Here is a 19,183-nt window from a genome sequence, read left to right as displayed (position 1 = left end):
CGACGGCCACTCGCCCAATAAAAAAACGCGCCCGAGGGCGCGTTTTTCGTGAGAGCCGCGAAGTCTTACTTCGACACGACCTTCACCATCTCGAGGCACTTGTTCGAGTAGCCCCATTCGTTGTCGTACCAGCTCACGAGCTTCACGAAGGTGCCGTCGAGCGCAATGCCGGCTTCGGCGTCGAAGATCGAGGTGCGCGGGTCGCCGCGGAAGTCGGTGGCGACGACCTTGTCTTCGGTGTAGCCCAACACGCCCTTCAGTGCGCCTTCGCTCTGTGCCTTCATTTCGGCGCAGATCTCGGCGTAGGTGGCGTCCTTGACAAGTTCGACGGTCAGGTCGACCACCGACACGTCGGAGGTCGGCACGCGGAAGCTCATGCCGGTGAGCTTCTTGTTGAGCTCGGGGATCACCACGCCCACGGCCTTGGCGGCGCCGGTGCTCGAGGGAATGATGTTTTCCAGGATGCCGCGGCCGCCGCGCCAGTCCTTGTTGCTCGGGCCGTCCACGGTCTTCTGCGTGGCGGTGGCGGCGTGCACGGTGGTCATCAGGCCGCGCTTGATGCCCCACTTGTCGTTCAGCACCTTGGCCAGCGGGGCCAGGCAGTTGGTGGTGCAGCTGGCGTTGCTGATGATGGCTTCGCCGGCGTACTTCTTGTCGTTCACGCCGTAGACGAACATGGGGGTGTCGTCCTTCGAGGGGGCCGACAGGATCACCTTCTTGGCGCCTGCGTCGATGTGCTTCTGCGCGGTTTCCTTGGTGAGGAAGAGGCCGGTCGACTCGAGCACGATGTCGGCGCCGACTTCGTTCCACTTGAGCTGCGACGGGTCGCGCTCTTGCGTCAGGCGGATCTTCTTGCCGTTGACGATCAGCGTGTTGCCTTCGACCGTGACTTCACCCTTGAAGCGGCCATGCACCGAGTCGTACTGGAGCATGTAGGCCAGGTAGTCGGGCTCGAGCAAGTCGTTGATGGCAACGATTTCGATGTCGTTCTTGAAGTTCTGCACGGCTGCGCGCAGCACGTTGCGACCGATGCGGCCGAAGCCATTGATACCGAGTTTGATAGCCATCTGACTTGCTCCTAAGGTTGAAAAACTTTTGATCGGACGGGAAGAGGACGAACCGCGCGACGCTCAGTCGCGCAGGGCCGCTTCCACGGTGGCGGCCAGGTTCTCCGCCGTGAAACCGAAGTGCTTGAACAGCACGGGCGCGGGGGCCGACTCGCCGTAGCTGTCGATGCCGACCACGGCCGCGCAGCCGTACTTCCACCAGCCGTCGGTGCAGCCCATTTCGACCGCGACGCGCGGGATCTTCTTGGGCAGCACGGCCTTCTTGTAGGCCAGGTCCTGGCGGTCGAAGGTGGTGGTCGAGGGCATCGACACCACGCGCACGGCGATCTTCTTGTCGGCCAGCAGCTTCTGGGCGGCCAGCGCGAGCTGCACTTCGGAGCCGGTGGCGATGAGGACGGCGGCCGTCTTCTTGTTCTTGAGGCCGACGTTCTCGGGCTCGGACAGCACGTAGGCGCCGCGGCTGATGTCGCCGAGGTCGCTCTTGGCGGCGTAGGCGATGTTCTGGCGGCTCAGCAGCAGGGCGGTCGGGCGCGTGGCGTTCTGCAGCGCGACAGCCCAGGCCACGGCGGTTTCGGCCGTGTCGCCCGGACGCCAGACGTCCAGGTTCGGGATGAGGCGCAGCGAAGCAGCGTGCTCGATCGACTGGTGCGTCGGGCCGTCTTCACCCAGGCCGATGGAGTCGTGCGTGAACACGTGCACCACGCGGCGCTTCATGAGCGCGGCCATGCGGATGGCGTTGCGGCTGTAGTCGCTGAAGGTGAGGAAGGTGCCGCCGTAGGGGATGTAGCCGCCGTGCAGCGCCACGCCGTTCATGATGGCGGCCATGCCGAATTCGCGCACGCCGTAGTTGATGTGGCGGCCGATCTCGCCGTGCGGCGGCTCGACGGCATCGCCCTGTGCGGCTTCGTCTTCGCCGCCCTGGGGCACCACCGGTGCGGGGGGCGCGTTCAGCACGACGGCGCCGGTCTTGGCGTCGAAGCGCAGCGCGGCGGTGCTCTTGGTGTTGGTGAGGTTGGAGCCCGTGAGGTCGGCGCTGCCGCCGAGCATTTCGGGCAGCGCGGCGGTGAAGGCCTCGAGCGCGAGCTGGCTGGCCTTGCGGCTGGCCACGGTTTCGCCCTTGGTGTGGGCGGCGACCACGGTGTCGAACGCGACCTGGTGGAAGTTCTTGGGCAGCTCGCCCTTCATGCGGCGCGTGAACTCGGCGGCAAGTTCGGGGTACACGGCCGTGTAGGCGGCGAAGGTGTCGTTCCAGGCAGCTTCGGTCTTGGCGCCTTCGGCCTTGTGGTCCCAGTCGGCGTACACCTCGGCCGGGATTTCGAAGGCGGGGTAGGGCCAGCCGATGGCTTCGCGCGTGAGCTTGATTTCTTCGGCGCCCAGCGCCTCGCCGTGCGCCTTGGCGGTGCCGGCGCGGTTCGGGCTGCCCTTGCCGATAGTGGTCTTGCAGACGATCAGCGTGGGCTTGGTGGCTTCCTTCTTGGCCTTGGCGATGGCCTTGGCCACTTCCTTGGCGTCGTTGCCGTCGATGGGGCCGACGACGTTCCAGCCGTAGCCCTTGAAGCGCTCTTCGGTGTTGTCGATGAACCAGGGCTTGACCTGGCCGTCGATGCTGATGCCGTTGTCGTCGTACAGGGCGATCAGCTTGTTCAGGTGCCAGGCGCCGGCGAGGGCGCAGGCTTCGTGGCTGATGCCTTCCATCATGCAACCGTCGCCCAGGAAGGCGTAGGTGTGGTGGTCGACGATGGCCATGTCCTTGCGGTTGAACTCGGCGGCCAGCAGCTTCTCGGCCAGCGCGAAGCCCACGGCATTGGTGATGCCCTGGCCCAGCGGGCCGGTGGTGGTCTCGACGCCGGGGGTGACGTCGACTTCAGGGTGCCCGGCGGTCTTGCTGTGCAGCTGGCGGAAGTTCTTGATCTCGGCCAGGGGCAGGTCGTAGCCCGTGAGGTGCAGCACCGCGTAGATCAGCATCGAGGCGTGGCCGTTGGACAGCACGAAGCGGTCGCGGTCGAACCAGTGCGGGTTGGCGGGGTTGTAGCGCAGGTGCTCGCCCCACAGGGCGACGGCCATGTCGGCCATGCCCATCGGTGCGCCCGGATGTCCGGAATTGGCTTGTTGAACGGCATCCATTGCCAGCGCGCGGATCGCGTTGGCCATCAGGGCTTGGTTTGCCATGGGCAGTGGGCTTTCGGGGGAAAAGGGTGGGTGGGGGATACGGGAGAACCCGAGATTTTACCGGGCGAGCCGCGCCCGGCCTCGATACAGGGCCAACACCCCACTGATGCTCTCTTGTGTCGCAGGCCCGGCTGCTAGAGTTGCCCCCATGCAAGGGCTGCACCTCACCGCCGATCTCCACGACTGCCAATGCGGCCTCCAATGGCTCACCGACGGGCGCGCGCTCGGCGAGGTCTGCACCAAGGCCGTGGCCGCCGCCGGGCTGCAGGCCGTGGGCAAGCTGGTCCATGGTTTTCCGGCCACGCCGCAGGGGCCGGGCGGCGTGACGGCCACGCTGCTGCTGGCCGAATCGCACCTGTGCATCCACACCTGGCCGGAGCGGCGCGGCGTGACGCTCGACGTGTACGTCTGCAACTTCGGCGCCGACCACTCGGCCAAGGCGCATGCGCTGATGGCCTGCTTGGTGGCGCTGTTCCAGCCCCGCCACAGCGAGCGCAACGAACTGCAACGCGGCCGTGTGGCCGGGTCGGTGCAGTGATGGCGGTGCGCGCGATGATCCTGGCCGCCGGCCGCGGCGAACGCATGCGGCCGCTGACCGACGCCACGCCCAAGCCCCTGCTCGAAGTGCGCGGCAAGCCGCTGATGCAGTGGCCGATGGAGGCGCTGGCCGACGGCGGCTTCACCGAGCTGGTGGTCAACACCGACTGGCTGGGCGCGCAGGTTGCCGCCCGGTTCGGCGCGCGCCCCGTGCTGGACGGGCGTGGTGCGCTGTCCATCTCCTATTCCGACGAGGGCCGCGACTTCGGCGGCGCGCTTGAAACAGCCGGCGGCATCGTGCGCGCGCTGCCGCTGCTGGGCGAGGTGTTCTGGGTGGCGGCGGGCGACGTGTTCGCGCCCGGTTTCCGCTTCACCCAGGCCGCGGTTGACCGCTTCCTGGCCAGCGGCACGCTCGCCCACCTGTGGCTGGTGCCGAACCCGGCGCACCACCCCAAGGGCGACTTCGGCCTCTCGGGCGACGGGCTCGCACTGAACCAGGCGGCCGACAAATACACCTTCTCGACCATCGGCCTGTACCGCGCCGCGCTGTTCGCGCCGCCGTACTGCGACATCCCGGCTGGCAATCCGGACGGCATCAAGGCCCCGCTGGCACCGATCCTGCGCGCCGCCATGGACAACCAGCAGGTGAGCGCCGAGCTCTACACCGGCGACTGGACCGACGTGGGCACGCCGCAGCGCCTGCAGCAACTCAACGCCGGGGTCGCGCCGGCAGCGGGCGCATGACGCTCGCGCCGCTGCCCGACGCCCTGCGCCTGCTGCCGCAGCGCCTGCACGAGCTGGCCCTGGCCACCGCCGCCGAACGCAACGACGGCGCGCCCGAAGACCCGCTGACCGTGCCGCTCTACGTGAGCGACTTCACGCGCCTGAGCCTCGCGCCCATGCGCCAGGGCTGGCACGTCGAATACTTCGGCGACACCTGGGGCGACGCCTTCGACGAAACCCTGGCCTGCCTGAGCCGGCAGGACGTGGCCGACTGCATCACCTCGCTGGCGTTCAGCGGCCCCGACAGCGGCGCCAACGGCTCGCGCGAATGGATGTTCGCGCCGCTGCTCGAGAGCCCGGTGATGTTTCCCCGCCTGCGCTCGCTGTTCATCAAGCCGACGCAGCCCGAGGACCACAACCAGTCGCTCGTCTGCACCAGCGACGGCATCCTCGAGGAAGGCGGCGACATCGCGCGCTGGGTGCGCAAGACGCCGCACCTGAGCGAACTGACGGTGCCGAACGCGCCGAACGCCGACTTCTTCGCCGTGCCGCTGCCGCAACTGACCAGCCTGTGCGTCGGCGCCCATTTCGCCACGCAGCACTTCATCCGCCACCTGGCCGCCGCAACGCAGCTGCCGGGCCTCAGGCTGCTGGACTTTTCCGAATCCACCGAGCAGCAGATGGCGTGGCCGGCCGACCGGACGCCCGGCGGCATCACGGCCTTCGAAGACTACGAGGCCTTGCTGCACAGCCCCGTGGGCGCGCAGCTGCGCGTGCTGAGGCTGCGCAACACCTGCCTCGACCTGGCCCAGCTGCAACAGCTGCAGAGCGTGCGGCAGCGGCTGCAATTCATGGTCATCCAGTCAACGATCGGCGGCTACGTCAGCCACTTTGCACAGGATGTGTTCCCATGGCGGCATCTGGTACCCGCGGACCCCGGACTTGCACCGTATCGAAAGTGAAATCCCATGCTCAATGACACCACGATCTACGCCGAGCGCCGCGCGCGCCTCGCTTCGCAACTGGGCAAGGACGGCATCGCCATCGTCCCCACCGCGCCCGAGCGCCAGCGCAACCGCGACAGCGACTTCCTGTTCCGCCACGACAGCTACTTCTACTACCTGACCGGCTTCACCGAGCCCAACGCCTGGCTGGTGCTGGCGGGCGACGGCCGCGCCACGCTGTTCTGCGCGCCGAAAGACCTGGAACGCGAGATCTGGGACGGCTACCGCCTCGGCCCCGACGCCGCCCCCGCCGCGCTGGGCGTGGACGAGGCCTTCTCGGTGAACGACCTCGACGCGAAGTTGCCGAAACTGCTCGAAAACCGCTCGACCGTGTGGTTCCCCTTCGCCACCCACAAGGGCCTGGAAACCCGCATCGACGGCTGGCTGCAGTCGGTGCGCGCGCGCGTGCGCTACGGCGCGCTGTGCCCCGAGGAGCAGCGCGACCTGTGCGGCCCGCTCGACGAGATGCGCCTCGTGAAGGACGCGCACGAGCAGGACATCATGCGCCGCGCCGCACAGATCAGCGCCCGCGCCCACATCCGCGCGATGCAGCTGTCGGCGCGCATGCTGCGCGAGGGCAAGGACGTGCGCGAGTACCACCTCGACGCCGAGCTGCTGCACGAGTTCCGCCTGGGCGGTTCGCAGTACCCGGCCTACGGCTCCATCGTCGCGGCCGGCGCCAATGCCTGCGTGCTGCACTACCGCGCCGACGCCGCGCCCGTGCGCAAGGGCGAGCTGGTGCTGATCGACGCCGGCTGCGAACTCGACGGCTACGCCAGCGACATCACCCGCACCTTCCCGGCCGATGGCAAATTCAGCGGCCCGCAGCGCGCGCTGTACGACCTGGTGCTGGCCAGCCAGGACGCCTCGGCCGCCGCCACCAAGGCTGGCAACCGCTTCAACGACCCGCACGACGCGGCCGTGAAGGTGCTGGCGCAGGGCATGCTCGACCTGGGCCTGCTCGACGGCAACAAGGTCGGCAGCGTCGACGACGTGATCGATTCGCGCGCCTACTTCCAGTTCTACATGCACCGCACCGGCCACTGGCTGGGCATGGACGTGCACGACTGCGGCAGCTATGTCGAACCCACGCAGGTGGGCGAGGTGAGCGAGCGCAAGGACCCGCTGTCCAACGAACTCATCAAGAACCGCCCGAGCCGCATCCTGCACCCGGGCATGGTGCTGACGCTGGAGCCCGGCATCTACGTGCGCCCTGGCGAGGGCGTGCCCGAAAAATTCCACAACATCGGCATCCGCATCGAGGACGACGCGATCGTCACGGCGACGGGCTGCGAACTGATTTCGCGGGGGGTGCCGGTGAAGGCGGATGAGATCGAGGCGTTGATGCGCGCCTGAGCGCGAATCAGGCGGGCAGCGCGCAGAACAGCGCCTGCCCGATCGCGAGCACCGCCGCGCCCATGGCAATGCGCGGAAAACGGTGCGGCAAGCCACTCAACAGCCCGACCGTCGCCAGCGCCGCCGCAGTCAGCGCTCCGAGCCACAGCACCCATCCCACCGACCCGCCCGCAGCCTCCAGGCTGGCCCACAGCGACAGGCACAGCAGCGCCGTGCCCCCGAGCTGCAGCCATCGGCGCCAGGCGCCCGGGGTGTGGCCGCGGCCAAAGACGTCTTCGCTGTGACGGTCCATCGCGAGGCTCAGCGCGCAGAAGCCGGCCAGCGAGGCGGCGAACACCAACCCGAGCAGCGGCATCACGACCCCTGGCCCGAGGCAGCGAGCTCTGTCGGCGGCGGCGGCTTGGCGGCTTTCTTCGGTGCGGCCAGCGCCTTGCGGCGCTTGCGCTCCACCAGCCAGGTCGCACCCGCCAGCCCCAGGCCGAGCGCGATGACCACGAGGTCGAAGCCCGCCACCGAGCTAGGCCCGTTGCGCAGGCTCACGGTGAGCGGCGCGGGGCCGGTGAAGGCATTGAGCACCGGCAGCAGCGCGAACAGCAGCGCGCCGAGCGTGAGCTGCGCCTGCCACATGCGCAGGGTCGGGCGCAGCAGGCCCAGCACGGCGGTGGCGCCCCAGACGATGAAGAACCAGCGGATTTCGGCCTCGTTGCGGCCGGCCACGTCGACCGGCAGCAGGCGGTTGGCCCAGAAGAAGGCGGCCATGGCCACGGGCAGGCCGGCGATCGCGCCGAGGTTCAACCCGTCGACCAGCCGCAGGCCGACGCCGATGCGTCCGCCCTGCTTGAGGGTCTTGGCGTATTTCTGGCGCTCCTTCACGGCCCACAGCAAGAGGCCAGTCGCCACCATCAGGCAGCCCGCCAGGCCCGACACGAAGAACAGTGCGCGCAGCAGCGGATCGGCAAAGCGGCCGATGTGCAGGCCGTAGAGCACGCCGCGCGTTTCGGCCGCGGCCTTGGGCACGTCGCCGAAGCTGCCGATGAGCGCGCCGGTCGTGCCGTTGAACTGCATGCTGGGCTGGTCGTACGACAGGTGCCGGCCTTCGGCCCGCGTGAGCGAGACCACGGCGTTGGCGTCGTTGGGCTGGTGCACCACGATGCGGCCCACGGGCGCGCCGTCCCAGTGGGCCGTGGCCTGCGCCACCATGGGCGCGAGGGGCGCCAGCGCGGCCTTCGTGCCCGAGGCCTTGATCTGCGTGCGCACGCCGCCCGGGAAGGCCTCGGCGAAGAAGGTGTCGTTGCCGCCGTGCGCCTTGTAGGCCACCTGCGGCCCCCACGGCATGTACATGAACATCAGCGTGACCAGCCCGGTGTAGGTGATCATGGCGTGGTACGGCAGCGCGAGCACGGCGGTGACGTTGTGCGCGTCGAGCCACGAGCGCTGGCCCTTCTTCGGGCGGAAGGTGAAGAAGTCCTTGAAGATGCGCTTGTGCGTGACGATGCCGCTGACGATGGCCACGAGCATGAACATCGCGCAGAAGCCGACGATCCAGCGCGCCCAGAGCGCGGGCATGTAATGCAGGTCGAAATGCAGGCGGTAGAAGAACTCGCCGCCGCGCGTCTCGCGCGGCGCGGTGATCGCCTGGCCCGTGGCCGGGTCGAGCATGGCGCGGTCGAAGCTGCGGCGCCGGTCCACGGGCGGCGAACCGGGTGGCGGCGGCTTGGCCCACAGCAGACTCACGCCGGGCTCGCGCTCGGTGGGCAGGGTGATGAACCAGCGCGTGGCATCGGGCGCGTGGCGCTGCATGAAACCCAGCGCGTTGTCGGCGGCCACCGGCTGCGGCACCGTGCCAGGCGCCACGGCGTGCAGCTCCGGCTTCATCCAGAAGGTGATCTCGTCCTTGAAGTACGAGGCCGTGCCGGCCGCGAACACCATGAAGAGCACCCAGCCGACCAGCAGGCCCGACCAGGTGTGCAGCCAGGCCATCGACTGACGGAATCCTTCCTTCATGCGGCACCTCCGCCGCCCTGGGTCCACAGCAGCAACAGCAGACCCTGCAGGGCCGCCGCGATGGCAAGGCCGGTCCAGGCGCGCCACGCCGAGCGCGCCGCGAAGACCCACATCACGGCCACGGCGTAGACGAGGAAGGAGGCCAGCGTGCCGGTCAGCGCGGCTTCGCTGCGCGCCATGCCGAAGAGGGCAGGCAGGCCCAGCGCGAGCACGGCGGCCGACAGCGCGGCGACGCCGTAACCGCCCGCGATGGCGGCGACGGCCCGCGACGCGACGCCCATCCGGTAGCGGAGGCCGGCGCTCACGACGGGCGCCGGACGACGTGCGAGGTCGTTCGGAAATTCATGGGACAGAGGGAGAGGAGAAACCTGGAGAATGAGAATCATACTCATCTTCTGGGTTTTTCTCGCCCCCGCCCATCCCGCGAGCGGGGCCTTGAAAGGCGGGCGCCGCCGTACGCCTTACTTCGCCTGCAGCAACGCGCCGGCTTCGAGCAGTACCAGCTCGTTGTCGTCTGCCTTGTTCGGCTCGCGGCTGCTGGAGAACGGCAGGTTGTTGTCGTTGCCGACCACGATGTGCGTGGCATCGACCACGTCGACGTTCTCGATGGTGAAGAACGGGAACTTCAGCACGCCGTCGTTCAGCGGCTTGCGCGCGAGCTTGTTCGGGTCGGCGATGTTCAGCAAGTCGATGTAGCCGATCTTGCGCACCGCGCCGCCCACGTTCGCATCGCTCAGCTCGACCTTGTAGACGCGCTTGAACTTCGCGATGTCGTGGAAGCAGTCGGTGCGCTTCTGGCCTTCGGGGCAGGCCTTGTCGCTCGTGCCTTCGCCGTTGTCGCGCTCGATGATGAGGCCGGTGGTGCCGTCGATCATGTTGAAGTCGCCGATGGCGTGGCCGTTGGCTTCGAGCACGTACTTCCAGTGGCGGCCCGTCCATTTTTCCGAGGCCACGTCGAACTCCAGCACGCGCAGGGCTTCCTTGCCTTCAACCTTCTCGTAGTCCTTGGCCTCGGCGTTCCACACCGGGCCTTCGAGCAGCGCATAGAGCTTGCTGCCGTCCTTCGACGAGGCCATGCCTTCGAAGCCCTTGGAGCGCTTGATCTGGAAATCGACCGCACCACCCGGTGCGCCCGGCGTGGTCACGGCCGGATGGTCGGGCGAGCGCACGGCCTTGCCGTCGACCTGCGTATCGAACACCGCGAGCACCTTGCCCTTCAGGTCGGCCTTGATCAGGAAGGGGCCGAACTCCTCGCCGATCCACAGCGCGCCGCCGGCGAACTGGAAGCTCTCGGGATCGAAGTCCGAGCCCGTCAGGTAGCGCTGCTTCGTGCCTTCGTGAACGATGCGGAACGGCACCTTCTTGTCGGGGTCGTGCAGGAAGATGGTGTTCAGGCGATGGAACTTGCCGCTCTTGAAGTCCACCTTGTAGTGGTTCAGGTAGAGCATGAAGTCGGGCGAGTTGGCCTTCGCGCCGGCGCCGTTGTCGGTGAGGATCCAGAACGAGCCGTCGTCCATCTTCTTGATGCCCGAGTGCCCTTGCAGCGGCTGGCCCTTGAAGGGCACCGACACGCCGGTGCCGCGGCCGGCCGAGAGGCCTTCGATGGTGCCCAGCGCCTCGACGCGCTTGCCCGAGGTGAACTTGCCGCTGACCTGCAGGTCGGCCGGCGCGTCTTTCGGTGCGGCGACAAAACTCTGCGCAGGCAGCACGGCGTGGCCGGAGAGTGTGGCGGGGAAGGCGGTCTGTGCGGCCGCGCCACCGCAGGCGAGTGCGGTGGCCAGGGCGATGAAGGAGAGGGAGGCGAGACGCGTCATGGGCAGCAGAAAGGTTTCAGTCGAAACGCGAGACCATGCCGATTGCGCGTGACGGCGCCGTGACATCCACCGGCTTCAAGGTGCGATGTCCACCGTCACTTCGCGCGACTCGGCGCGGCCCTGGTCATCGACCGCACGCAGCACGTAGCGCCGGCCTGAATCCGCCATGTCCGGCATCCAGGTGATGCCTTCGCCGGGCGCCGCCTTGCCGACCAGTGCGTCATCGGCAAACCAGTAGATCGTCTGCGTGCCCGCCGCCGCTTCGGCGCGCAGCACGAGCGGCTCGGGCTTCTTCACGCGCAGCGTGTGCCGCACGCCGCGCAAGGGCGAGGTGATGAGCGGTGCCGTCTCCGAGGCCTCGCCCTTCTCGCAGCCGTCGGTCGGCAGGCTCGCGCGCGGCAGGCCCGCCTGGCGGAACAGCCGCCGCATGTCGCTGCCCCATTGCTCGACCACCTGCTGGCGCGCATTGGGCTGCGGCCCGCACACCACCTTGCCGGTCGTCTCGTCGACCCACACGGCGCGATGCAGGTTGCTCACCTGGATCGGCGACTTGCCGGCGATGAACCATGTCGTGGTGCGCACCGGGCACAGCGCATCGGGCAGTCCGCCCGTCGCTGTGCACACTTCGACCTGCCGCAGATCGGCCGGCTGCCGCGTCGCGATCTCGCCGGGATCGAGCCGCTCCGCGCGCAGCGCATCGACCATGCGCAGGAACAGCGGCGCGGCCGCATCGACGCCCACCAGCGCGGGGTTGCTCGTGCCATCGAAGTTGCCAACCCACACCACGAGCACATGGCGACCGAACACGCCCGCGGTCCACGCATCGCGAAAGCCCCACGACGTGCCCGTCTTCCACGCGATGGCGGGGCGCGCGGGCAGCGTGGTGTCGGGGCGCGGTGTGTGGCGCAGCATGTCCAGCGTGATGAACGAGGCCTCTTCGCTCAGGAGGCGCAGCGACTGCACCGGCCGCTCGTCGGGTGCGGGCTGCGTGTAGCGCAGCGGCTGCGAGATGCCGCCGTTCGCGAGCGTGGCGTAGAGACCCGCGAGCTCCTCGGGAGTGACTTCGCCGCCGCCCAGCACCAGCGCGAGGCCGTAGTGCGATTCGCTCTGCAGCTTCTGCACGCCCGCGAGCCGCATGAAGTCGTAGAGCCCCGGCTTCGACAGCTTCGCAGCGACGGACACCGCGGGGATGTTGCGGCTGCGGATCAACGCCTCCTGCGCGGGCAGCGGGCCGGCGAAGCGGTGGTCGAAGTTCTCGGGTGTGTAGGGGCCGAAGGAGGTCGGTGCGTCCTTCAGCATCGTCTTCGGATGCAGCAAGCCCTGGTCGAGCGCGAGTGCGTAGATGAAGGGCTTGAGCGTGGACCCCGGCGAGCGCTTGGCCTGCGTGCCGTTGACCTGCCCCGCGATGGCGTCGTTGTGCCAGTCGGCCGAACCGATCAGCGCGCGCACCTGCATGGTCGAAGCGTCGAGCAGCAGCGCGCTCGCGTTGGTCATGCCCACGTCGGCATGCGTGCGCAGGTACTGGGCCATCACGCGTTCGAGCGTGGCCTGCATGCGCAAATCGATGGTGGTGCGCACCTCCTGCACGCCGCGCTCCTGCGCGAGCAGCATGTCGGTGGCGTGCGGCGCGAGAAAGGGGAGGCTGCCGCGCGACTGTGCCGAGAGCGCGAGCTGCGCATCGGGCGCATGCTGCTTCGCGGTCGGATCGCGCTCGGCCCACAGCGCCCACAGGCGTTCGCGTGCCGACTGCAGCTCGGCATTGCGACCGCGCTCGGCAATGCGCTTGACGGGGTTCTGCGGAATCACCGCAAGCGTCAGCGCCTCGGGCAGGCTGAGCTTGGCGGCGTCCTTGCGGAAGTAGATGAGGCTTGCGGCCTGCACGCCTTCGATGTTGCCGCCGTAGGGCGCGGTGTTGAGGTACGCCTCGAGGATCTCGCGCTTGCTGAAGCGCGCTTCGAGCCAGAGCGCCGCGCCGATCTGCGCGATCTTGCCCATCGCCGTGCGGCTGTCGATGCCGTAGACACGCCGCGCCAGCTGCATCGTGAGCGTCGAGCCGCCCTGCCGGCGCTCGCCGCTCGCAATGCGCCACGCGCTGCGCACGAGCGCGGCGGGGTTGACGCCGGGGTGCGCGTAAAAGCGGCGGTCTTCGTACAGCAGCACCGCATCGACCAGCGTCGGCGAGATGCGGTCGAGCGGCACCCAGAGGCGGTATTGCTCGTCGCTTGCGAGGGTGAGGCGCAGCAGTTCACCACCCTGCGCGTACACGGCACGCGAGCTGCCGACGGTTTCGCTGAGCGGGGCGTGCGGCCACAGGCGCAGCAAGGCGAGCAGGAAGGCGACCGCCAGCGCCCACAGCGCAGGCTTGCGGAGCCTTCCCAACTTCACGCTGAAGCGCATGACGGCCTCCGCTGCCTGGCGTCAGTTCGCGACGACCTGGAAGCGCGCACCGGCCGAGCGCGAATACACACGCCGGTCGTACATCGCCTCGCCATACGCGGCCGGCACCACGAAGTCGCCGACGTTGGTCGCCCGCGCCTTGTAGGTCACCTCGAGCAGGTTCTTGTCGACGGCGCCGTAGAACACCACGCGGTCTTCGCGGATGTCGGCGTACTGCACCTTCCACGAACCGCCGCCACCGAGGCGCTTCTTCCAGATCGGCGCATCGGCATTGGCTTCCTGGTCGTCGCCCACGGCCTGCAGCACCGGCTCCAGGCCGCCGGGCAGCAGGTCGACCAGCGCCACGTCGTTGAGCTGTGCGCGCTCCAGGCTGCGCACGCGCACCCGCACGGTGACCTCTTCGCCGAGCTTGGCCTTGGTGATCGGGTTGCCCTTGGCATCGAGCACTTCATGGAAGATCTCCAGGCCCTGGTTCACCGGCGTGGTGGGCACATTGCGCTCGAAGCCCTGTTCGGCCCAGCTGTAGTACAGGTTGAAGTCGCTGTCGTTCGAGAGCTTGAGCTTGGCCGTGCCGGCGGGCACCGCAGCGCGCGTGATCGGGTTCACCGCGCCCAGCGCGAGCGCCGCGGCCTGGCCTTGCGCGTTGACGGTCTGCGCCGTGAGCTTGCCCTCGGCGTTCTGCGCCACCGCTTCGAAGTAGGCGTCGACCGCAAGCAGCATCGAGGCCGACGACAGGCTGTTGTACCAGCCGTCGCGCACCATCGCGCCCATGCCCTCCCACACGGCCGGCTTCAGCGTCTTCAGGCGCGACGGGAAGTGGCGGCCCACCAGGTGCAGCGTCATGCTGTCGTGCACCAGTGGATCGTAGTAGGCACCCCAGACGTTGCGGCGCTGCTTTTTCTCGGTGCGCGCGAGCAGGTCCGACCACACCGGGTTGAGCAGCTCGTTGGCCACCTGCTCCTGCTTCACGAGCTGGTAGCTCGCTGCCAGGTACACGGCGCCCAGGTCGTCGCTCCAGCCCTGGGTCTGCTTGTTGCGCCAGGCTTCGCGCAGGTTGGCCAATGCGGCCGGCGCGATGATGCCCTGGCGCGTCAGCAGGTAGGCCGCCTGCGTGCGCTGGCGCCAGCCGTCGAGCGAGGCGTCGCCGCTGCCGAGCCAGCCCTGCAGGTAGGTGTTGGCCTTCTGCAGCAGGTCTTGCGGCACGGGCAGCTTGTGGTCCTTGGCTTCGACCAGCAGGTGCACCGCGTAGAGCGTGGCAAACGGATCGGTGCCGGCGCCGGGCCACAGCGAGAAGCCGCCGTCGGCCGTCTGCCGTGCGCGCAGTTGCACGAGGTAGCGCTCGAAGGTCTTGCGCGCTTCGGGCATCGGACCTTGCTCGGCGGTGCGGCCGCGTGCCATTTCCTTCACCAGCTCGGGGCGGCCCGCGAGCAGCACGGCCGGGAAGGTCTGGCTCGTGATCTGCTCGGTGCAGCCGTGCGGATAGGCCTCGAGGTACTGCATGAGGCCGGTCGCAAAGGCCCACGGTGCGGCCGACACCGCCAGATCGCTCTGGCGGAAGTTCGGATACAGGTCGGCCTTGCTCGACAACTCGCCCGCGCGCTGGAAGCTGCCCGCCTGCACCAGCGTGACGAAGGGCGACGCGGGCCGCACGCTCACCTCGGTCGAGAGACGCGCGCTGAAGGTCTTGTGCGTCGATGTGAACACCAGCGCCGAAGAACCCAGCACCGCCTGTTCGCCCGGCTTGGCGCGCACGTTGAACTTGGTGCTCGCTTCGCCGCGCTCGTTGACCTTGAGCGTCTGCGTCGCGTCGCCCACCACTTCGAGTCCGCCCGAGGCGGTCAGCGTGAGCGCGATGGGCGCTTCCTTGCCCGAGCCCGCGATGTTGTTCGCAAGGCCCACGCCCACCTCGACCGTGTCGCCAGGCGCCATGGCGAGCGGTGCGTTCGGCAGGATCACCATGTCGCCGCGCACCACGGTGCGGGTGCTCTTGGCGGCGGTGGTCTCGTCGTTCACCGCGACGGCCATCACGCGCAGGCTGCCGTTGAAACTCTCGGGCACGGTGTAGCTGAACTCGCGGCTGCCGTTCACGTCGACCAGCCCCGACCAGTAGGCCACCGGCTTGTCGCGCTTGCGCTTGAACGGGTTCAGGTGCTTGCCGAGCTCGCCTTCGCCGTCGCCGCCAGGGGCGGCACCCTGCATGAGCTTCTTGAACTCCGGCAGGATCAGGTCGAGCGTCTGCAAGGTGCCCACTTCGAGCGCGCGCTTCTGGAAGAAGTGCTTGAGCGGATCGGGCGTCTTGTAGCGCGCCACCTGCAGGATGCCTTCGTCCACCGCGAACAGCACGGCACGCGTGGGCTTGTCGCTGGTGAGCTTCATCTTCACCGTCTGGCCGGGCTTCACGAGTTCGCTGCTGGTGAGCTGCAGGTTGGCGGTGCGCTTCGCAAGGCTCGTGGCGAAGGGAATGACGCCGTACGACAGCGGGCTCATGTAGACCTCGTCCGAGGCCGGGTCGCGCACGAAGTGCACGTTGATGTAGCCGGTGCCCTCGAAGTCCTTGGGCAGCACGATCTTCTGCACCGAGGCGGTCTTGTCGGTCTTGAACCATGCGTGAGCGTAGACCTTGTCGCGCTCGATGGTGATGAGGCCTGCACCCACGTACGGTGCGCGGATGCTCACCTCGATCTCCTGGCCCGGCTCGTAGTCCTTGCGGTCGAGCGTGAGCTGCAGTTCGGCGTTGCGGTCCAGCGAGCGCGAGACGTTCGCGTTGCCCGCCACGCTGTATTCGACGCGGTTCAGCTCCAGCCCGCCGGCATTGCGCACCACGTAGGCGAAGTTGCCGGGCGTGGAGGTGTTCAACGCAATGATGTTGCCGGCCGCGACGATGGCCAGCGGCTTCTCGTCGATCACGATTTCCTTCTTGCGCGATTCGTAGCGGTAGAGGCCGTTGTCCTGCTTCACGAGCACCGACAGCACCTTGCGCTCCACGCGCTCGATCTTCAGGGCGTCGACGGCGGTCTTCTTCGCCTGCGGGTCGATCGCGATCACGGTGGCATTACGCGCAGCGCCCTTGCTCACGTAGCTGGTGTCGCCGTCGACCTTCACGCCCACGAGGTAGGGCATGTCGCTCACCAGCGTCTGCGCCTCGGCCGAGACGCTGCGCCCGCCCTCGGGCTCGAAGGCCTTGGCGAGCACGTGCACCTGGTACGTTGCCGCATCGAAGCGCGAGAGGCGCAGGTCGAACTCGGCCCTTCCCTCGGCGCTGGTCTGCACGCTGCCCAGGTCGTCGACCTGCTTCTCGGTGGCGCGCTGCGGATCGAAGAAGGCGTAGTCGGCGAACGCGCGGAACACCGGGAAGGCCGGGCTCAACGTGAGCGTGCCTTCGACCTTGCGGTCGGGCGCGGGCGTGCCGAAGAGGTTCTGCACGTCGATGAGTGCCTTCAGGTCCTTGGGCTTGACCCAACCTTCGGCCACCTCGCTGCTGAGCTTGGCGACGACCTTGGTGCGGTCGGGCAGGAACTCCTGCACCTTCACCGTGGTGCTGCCGATCAGCAGGCCCTGCACCTCGGGGTTGCCGGGCGAAGATTCGCGCGGCAGGTAGAGGTTGACGGTGTAGTTGCCGGTGGGCGAGGTGTCCTGCGTGGCGTGGGCGATTTCCGCCGCGCCGCCGGGGCCGAGCTTGAGCTTCTCGCGGCGCACGCTGAGCCCGCGCGCATCGATGATCTCGGCTTCGAGCGGCAGGTCGCGCAGCGACGTGGCCCAGTTGCCGGCCTTGACCATCATCGCGATGTGCATGGTGTCGCCCGGGCGGTAGATGCCGCGGTCGCTGAACACGTAGGCGGTCATCTGGTTCGGCACGCCGGCCGCGCGCAGGCCACCGACGTCGAAGCGCGAGATGTCGAGCGTGCGGTCGCTGCGGTTGAAGGGCAGGAAGCTCAGGTCGCCGTCCTTGCGCACCACCAGCACCACAGGCGCCTTCTCTCGCTGGTAGCCGGCGAGGTTGGGCAACTTGGCAGCGCCCGTGGCGTCGGTGGATTGCGACGCGACGATCATGCCGTTGCGGCCCCACACCTCGACCAGTGCGCCGGCTACCGGCTGGCCGTTGGCGATGCTCTGCACGAACACGTCGCGCGTGCCGTCGAGCGACTTCTTGGCGACGATGCCCAGGTCGGTGACGAGCACCAGGCGCTGGTCCTTCTGGTCTTCGGGGTTGCCGCTTTCGGGGTCGCCTTCGCCTTCCGATGGCTGTTCTTCCTGTTGTTCTTCTTCGGGCTGTGCCTGCGTGGCATCGCCTTCGGCCTTCTTCTTGGCCTTGGGGTCGTAGCCCTGCACCTTGAGCAGGAACACGCCGCGGCGGTCGGCCACGTCGCTGCGCAGGTACTGCGCGAAGTCGACGGTCTCGTAGTGCGCCTTGCCGGCGGGGATGCTGAGCGGAATCTCCTTCTGGAAGCGGTCGACGAGGTTGTCCGACTGCAGGCCGCTGTTGAACTGCGGATGCGCGAAGTCGCCGTTGGTCTGCGTGACCAGGTGCTGCAGCTGCTGCGGCAGCAGGCGTCCGATTTCCAGGCGGATGCCGGGCAGGTCGCGCACCAGGATCGGTAGCTTGCGCTCACCCGACAGCGCGAGCAGCGAGCCCTGGCTCATGATGGTGAGTTCGGGCGCGAAGGTCTTGAGCAATCGAACGTCCTGCCGCGCCGCGCCGAGCTGGTAGCCGCCCGGCGTCTTCAGGCCCTTGGCCACGCGCACCAGCAGGTAGCGGCCGCCCTCGGCTTGCGGGAGGCGGAAGCTGACCATCTCGGTCACTTCGCGCTCGCTGGCGATGGGCTGCAGGTTGATCTTCTTCGCGCGGCGCAGCACGGCGTCGGTGACCTTCGCGGGGTCGGCAGACCAGTCGAACTTTTCTTCGGGGTCGCCCTTGGCTTCTTCCGTGGCGGGCAGCAGCCAGGCCTGCACCACGCGCGCCATTTCGCGCTCGTGCACCGGCATCGAGGCGGTGACGTGCATCACATGCTCGGGCTCGCCGTTCTCGCCGGTGACGATGGTGGGATCGATGCTCGAGATGTCGAGGCTGAAGAGACCGGGGATGTCGACCGCGCGCGAGAGGTCGCTGCGCTGGCCGGGGCCGCCCTTCTGCGCGACCGCGCCAGAGGTGAGGCTGAGCACCACGGGGCGCGTCTTCTCGGGAATGGGCAGCGGCTCTGACTGGAGGGTGGCGGTGAGGCGCAGCTTGTCGTAGCTGACGGTGAACTTCTCGCTCGCGCACTTGCCCACGCTGAAGATCGAGGTGCCGCAGGCCTGGTCATAGCTCAGCACCAGGCGCTTTTCGAACTCTGCCGTGTTCACGGGGTGCGAGAAGCGCACCTGGAAGAGCGCCCGCCGCACGTTGGCCTGCACCGGGTCTTGGTAGAACTCCGCGCCCGCGATGCGCGCGCTGAATTCGGGCGAGGTGAACTCGTACTTGCGCTGCTCGATCTCGATGTGCGGCGCGAGCGCGTCCTTCGAGAGCTGCACCTTGTAGGGCTGGCCGACTGGCCAATCCTGTGTGGGAAGGAATTCGAGCTTCTTCTGGCTGCTCCACGACCAGCGCCCCGCAATGGCGGGTTCGATGCTGACGCCGGTCGCCTCCTGGCCGATGCGCGCGATCGGCGCGACCGAGGCAGAGAAGTTGATGACGACCGGGTTCGGTCCCTTGTCGTTTTCGATCTGCGTGCGCGGCGGCGGCACGATCTGCGCAGTGGAAACGACGGGCTCGACGCGGTCGGGCGTGAGGCCGTGCCACCACTTCAGCACCTGCGGGCTGGCGAACCAGCCGGCCAGCACCAGCAGCGCCAGCAGCACCACCCAGGCCAGCCGTTGCTGCAACCACTGCAGCCCGAAGAGAAGAAAGGCGCCCACGATGCGCAGCCACCCCGGGGGTCGCCAGGAACCGATGAGTCCGCGTGCCAGCGGACGCAGGAACCCGAGCACACGGCCCAGTCCGGTGAAGAGCACGTCGCTGAGCGACGCGAGTTTTCGATTGGCAACTTGAAGCATGGACGCTCCCCCGATGTTTTTGTTGGCGCCTGACAGTCTCTGCCCGGTCTGTGAAGCCATGGCGCTGTGTGTGAAGTCTGCG

12 protein-coding genes are annotated in these 19,183 nt (G+C 68.2%); 4 read left to right on the top strand and 8 right to left on the bottom strand.

Going from position 1 to position 19,183, the window contains the following annotated elements:
- Nucleotides 1-65: 65 nt before the first annotated feature.
- The gene (gene gap, locus AC1RLW_RS21225) at nt 66-1,067 is read right to left on the bottom strand and encodes a type I glyceraldehyde-3-phosphate dehydrogenase (RefSeq protein ID WP_369630712.1); all 1,002 of its coding nucleotides are present in this window, start codon (nt 1,065-1,067) and stop codon (nt 66-68) included.
- Between the two features lie 63 nt (nt 1,068-1,130).
- The gene (locus AC1RLW_RS21220) at nt 1,131-3,236 is read right to left on the bottom strand and encodes a transketolase family protein (RefSeq protein WP_493194921.1); all 2,106 of its coding nucleotides are present in this window, start codon (nt 3,234-3,236) and stop codon (nt 1,131-1,133) included.
- 148 nt (nt 3,237-3,384) lie between these two features.
- On the opposite strand from AC1RLW_RS21220, the gene AC1RLW_RS21215 reads away from it, so the two are divergent.
- The 4 genes from AC1RLW_RS21215 to AC1RLW_RS21200 are packed head-to-tail and all read left to right on the top strand — an operon-like array spanning nt 3,385 to nt 6,856.
- Nucleotides 3,385-3,774, top strand: coding sequence for an S-adenosylmethionine decarboxylase family protein (locus tag AC1RLW_RS21215; protein WP_493194919.1), 390 nt, complete (start codon nt 3,385-3,387; stop codon nt 3,772-3,774).
- A 14-nt stretch (nt 3,775-3,788) separates the two neighbouring features.
- Nucleotides 3,789-4,517 (top strand): nucleotidyltransferase family protein, encoded by a 729-nt coding sequence (locus AC1RLW_RS21210; protein WP_493194918.1) that lies wholly within the window; start codon nt 3,789-3,791, stop codon nt 4,515-4,517.
- Complete coding sequence (locus AC1RLW_RS21205; protein WP_493194916.1) at nt 4,514-5,458, top strand: hypothetical protein; 945 nt, start codon at nt 4,514-4,516, stop codon at nt 5,456-5,458. The genes AC1RLW_RS21210 and AC1RLW_RS21205 overlap by 4 nt, the downstream gene beginning before the upstream one ends.
- Nucleotides 5,459-5,464: 6 nt before the next feature.
- Nucleotides 5,465-6,856, top strand: a complete 1,392-nt coding sequence (locus tag AC1RLW_RS21200) for an aminopeptidase P N-terminal domain-containing protein (RefSeq protein ID WP_062473541.1) — start codon at nt 5,465-5,467, stop codon at nt 6,854-6,856.
- Nucleotides 6,857-6,863: 7 nt separating this feature from the next.
- Here the strand turns inward: AC1RLW_RS21200 and AC1RLW_RS21195 are convergent, their stop codons facing one another.
- From AC1RLW_RS21195 to AC1RLW_RS21170, 6 genes are all read right to left on the bottom strand, one after another.
- Nucleotides 6,864-7,211, bottom strand: a complete 348-nt coding sequence (locus tag AC1RLW_RS21195; protein WP_095948377.1) for a DUF3325 domain-containing protein — start codon at nt 7,209-7,211, stop codon at nt 6,864-6,866.
- On the bottom strand, nt 7,211-8,860 hold the full coding sequence (locus AC1RLW_RS21190) for a PepSY-associated TM helix domain-containing protein (RefSeq protein WP_493194914.1): 1,650 nt from the start codon (nt 8,858-8,860) through the stop codon (nt 7,211-7,213). The genes AC1RLW_RS21195 and AC1RLW_RS21190 overlap by 1 nt, the downstream gene beginning before the upstream one ends.
- The gene (locus AC1RLW_RS21185; RefSeq protein ID WP_370680729.1) at nt 8,857-9,165 is read right to left on the bottom strand and encodes a DUF3649 domain-containing protein; all 309 of its coding nucleotides are present in this window, start codon (nt 9,163-9,165) and stop codon (nt 8,857-8,859) included. Before AC1RLW_RS21185 ends, AC1RLW_RS21190 begins: the two co-directional genes overlap by 4 nt.
- Before the next feature lie 156 nt (nt 9,166-9,321).
- The gene (locus AC1RLW_RS21180; RefSeq protein ID WP_493194912.1) at nt 9,322-10,674 is read right to left on the bottom strand and encodes an esterase-like activity of phytase family protein; all 1,353 of its coding nucleotides are present in this window, start codon (nt 10,672-10,674) and stop codon (nt 9,322-9,324) included.
- 75 nt (nt 10,675-10,749) lie between these two features.
- Entirely contained in the window at nt 10,750-13,071 is a 2,322-nt protein-coding gene (gene pbpC / locus AC1RLW_RS21175; protein ID WP_493194911.1) for a penicillin-binding protein 1C, read from the bottom strand.
- Nucleotides 13,072-13,092: 21 nt separating this feature from the next.
- Nucleotides 13,093-19,101, bottom strand: coding sequence for an alpha-2-macroglobulin (locus AC1RLW_RS21170; protein WP_493194909.1), 6,009 nt, complete (start codon nt 19,099-19,101; stop codon nt 13,093-13,095).
- Nucleotides 19,102-19,183 lie beyond the last annotated feature (82 nt).

The organism is Variovorax sp. GW822-FHT04A09 (assembly GCF_058801005.1).
This window is presented reverse-complemented; position numbering and strand designations above follow the sequence as displayed.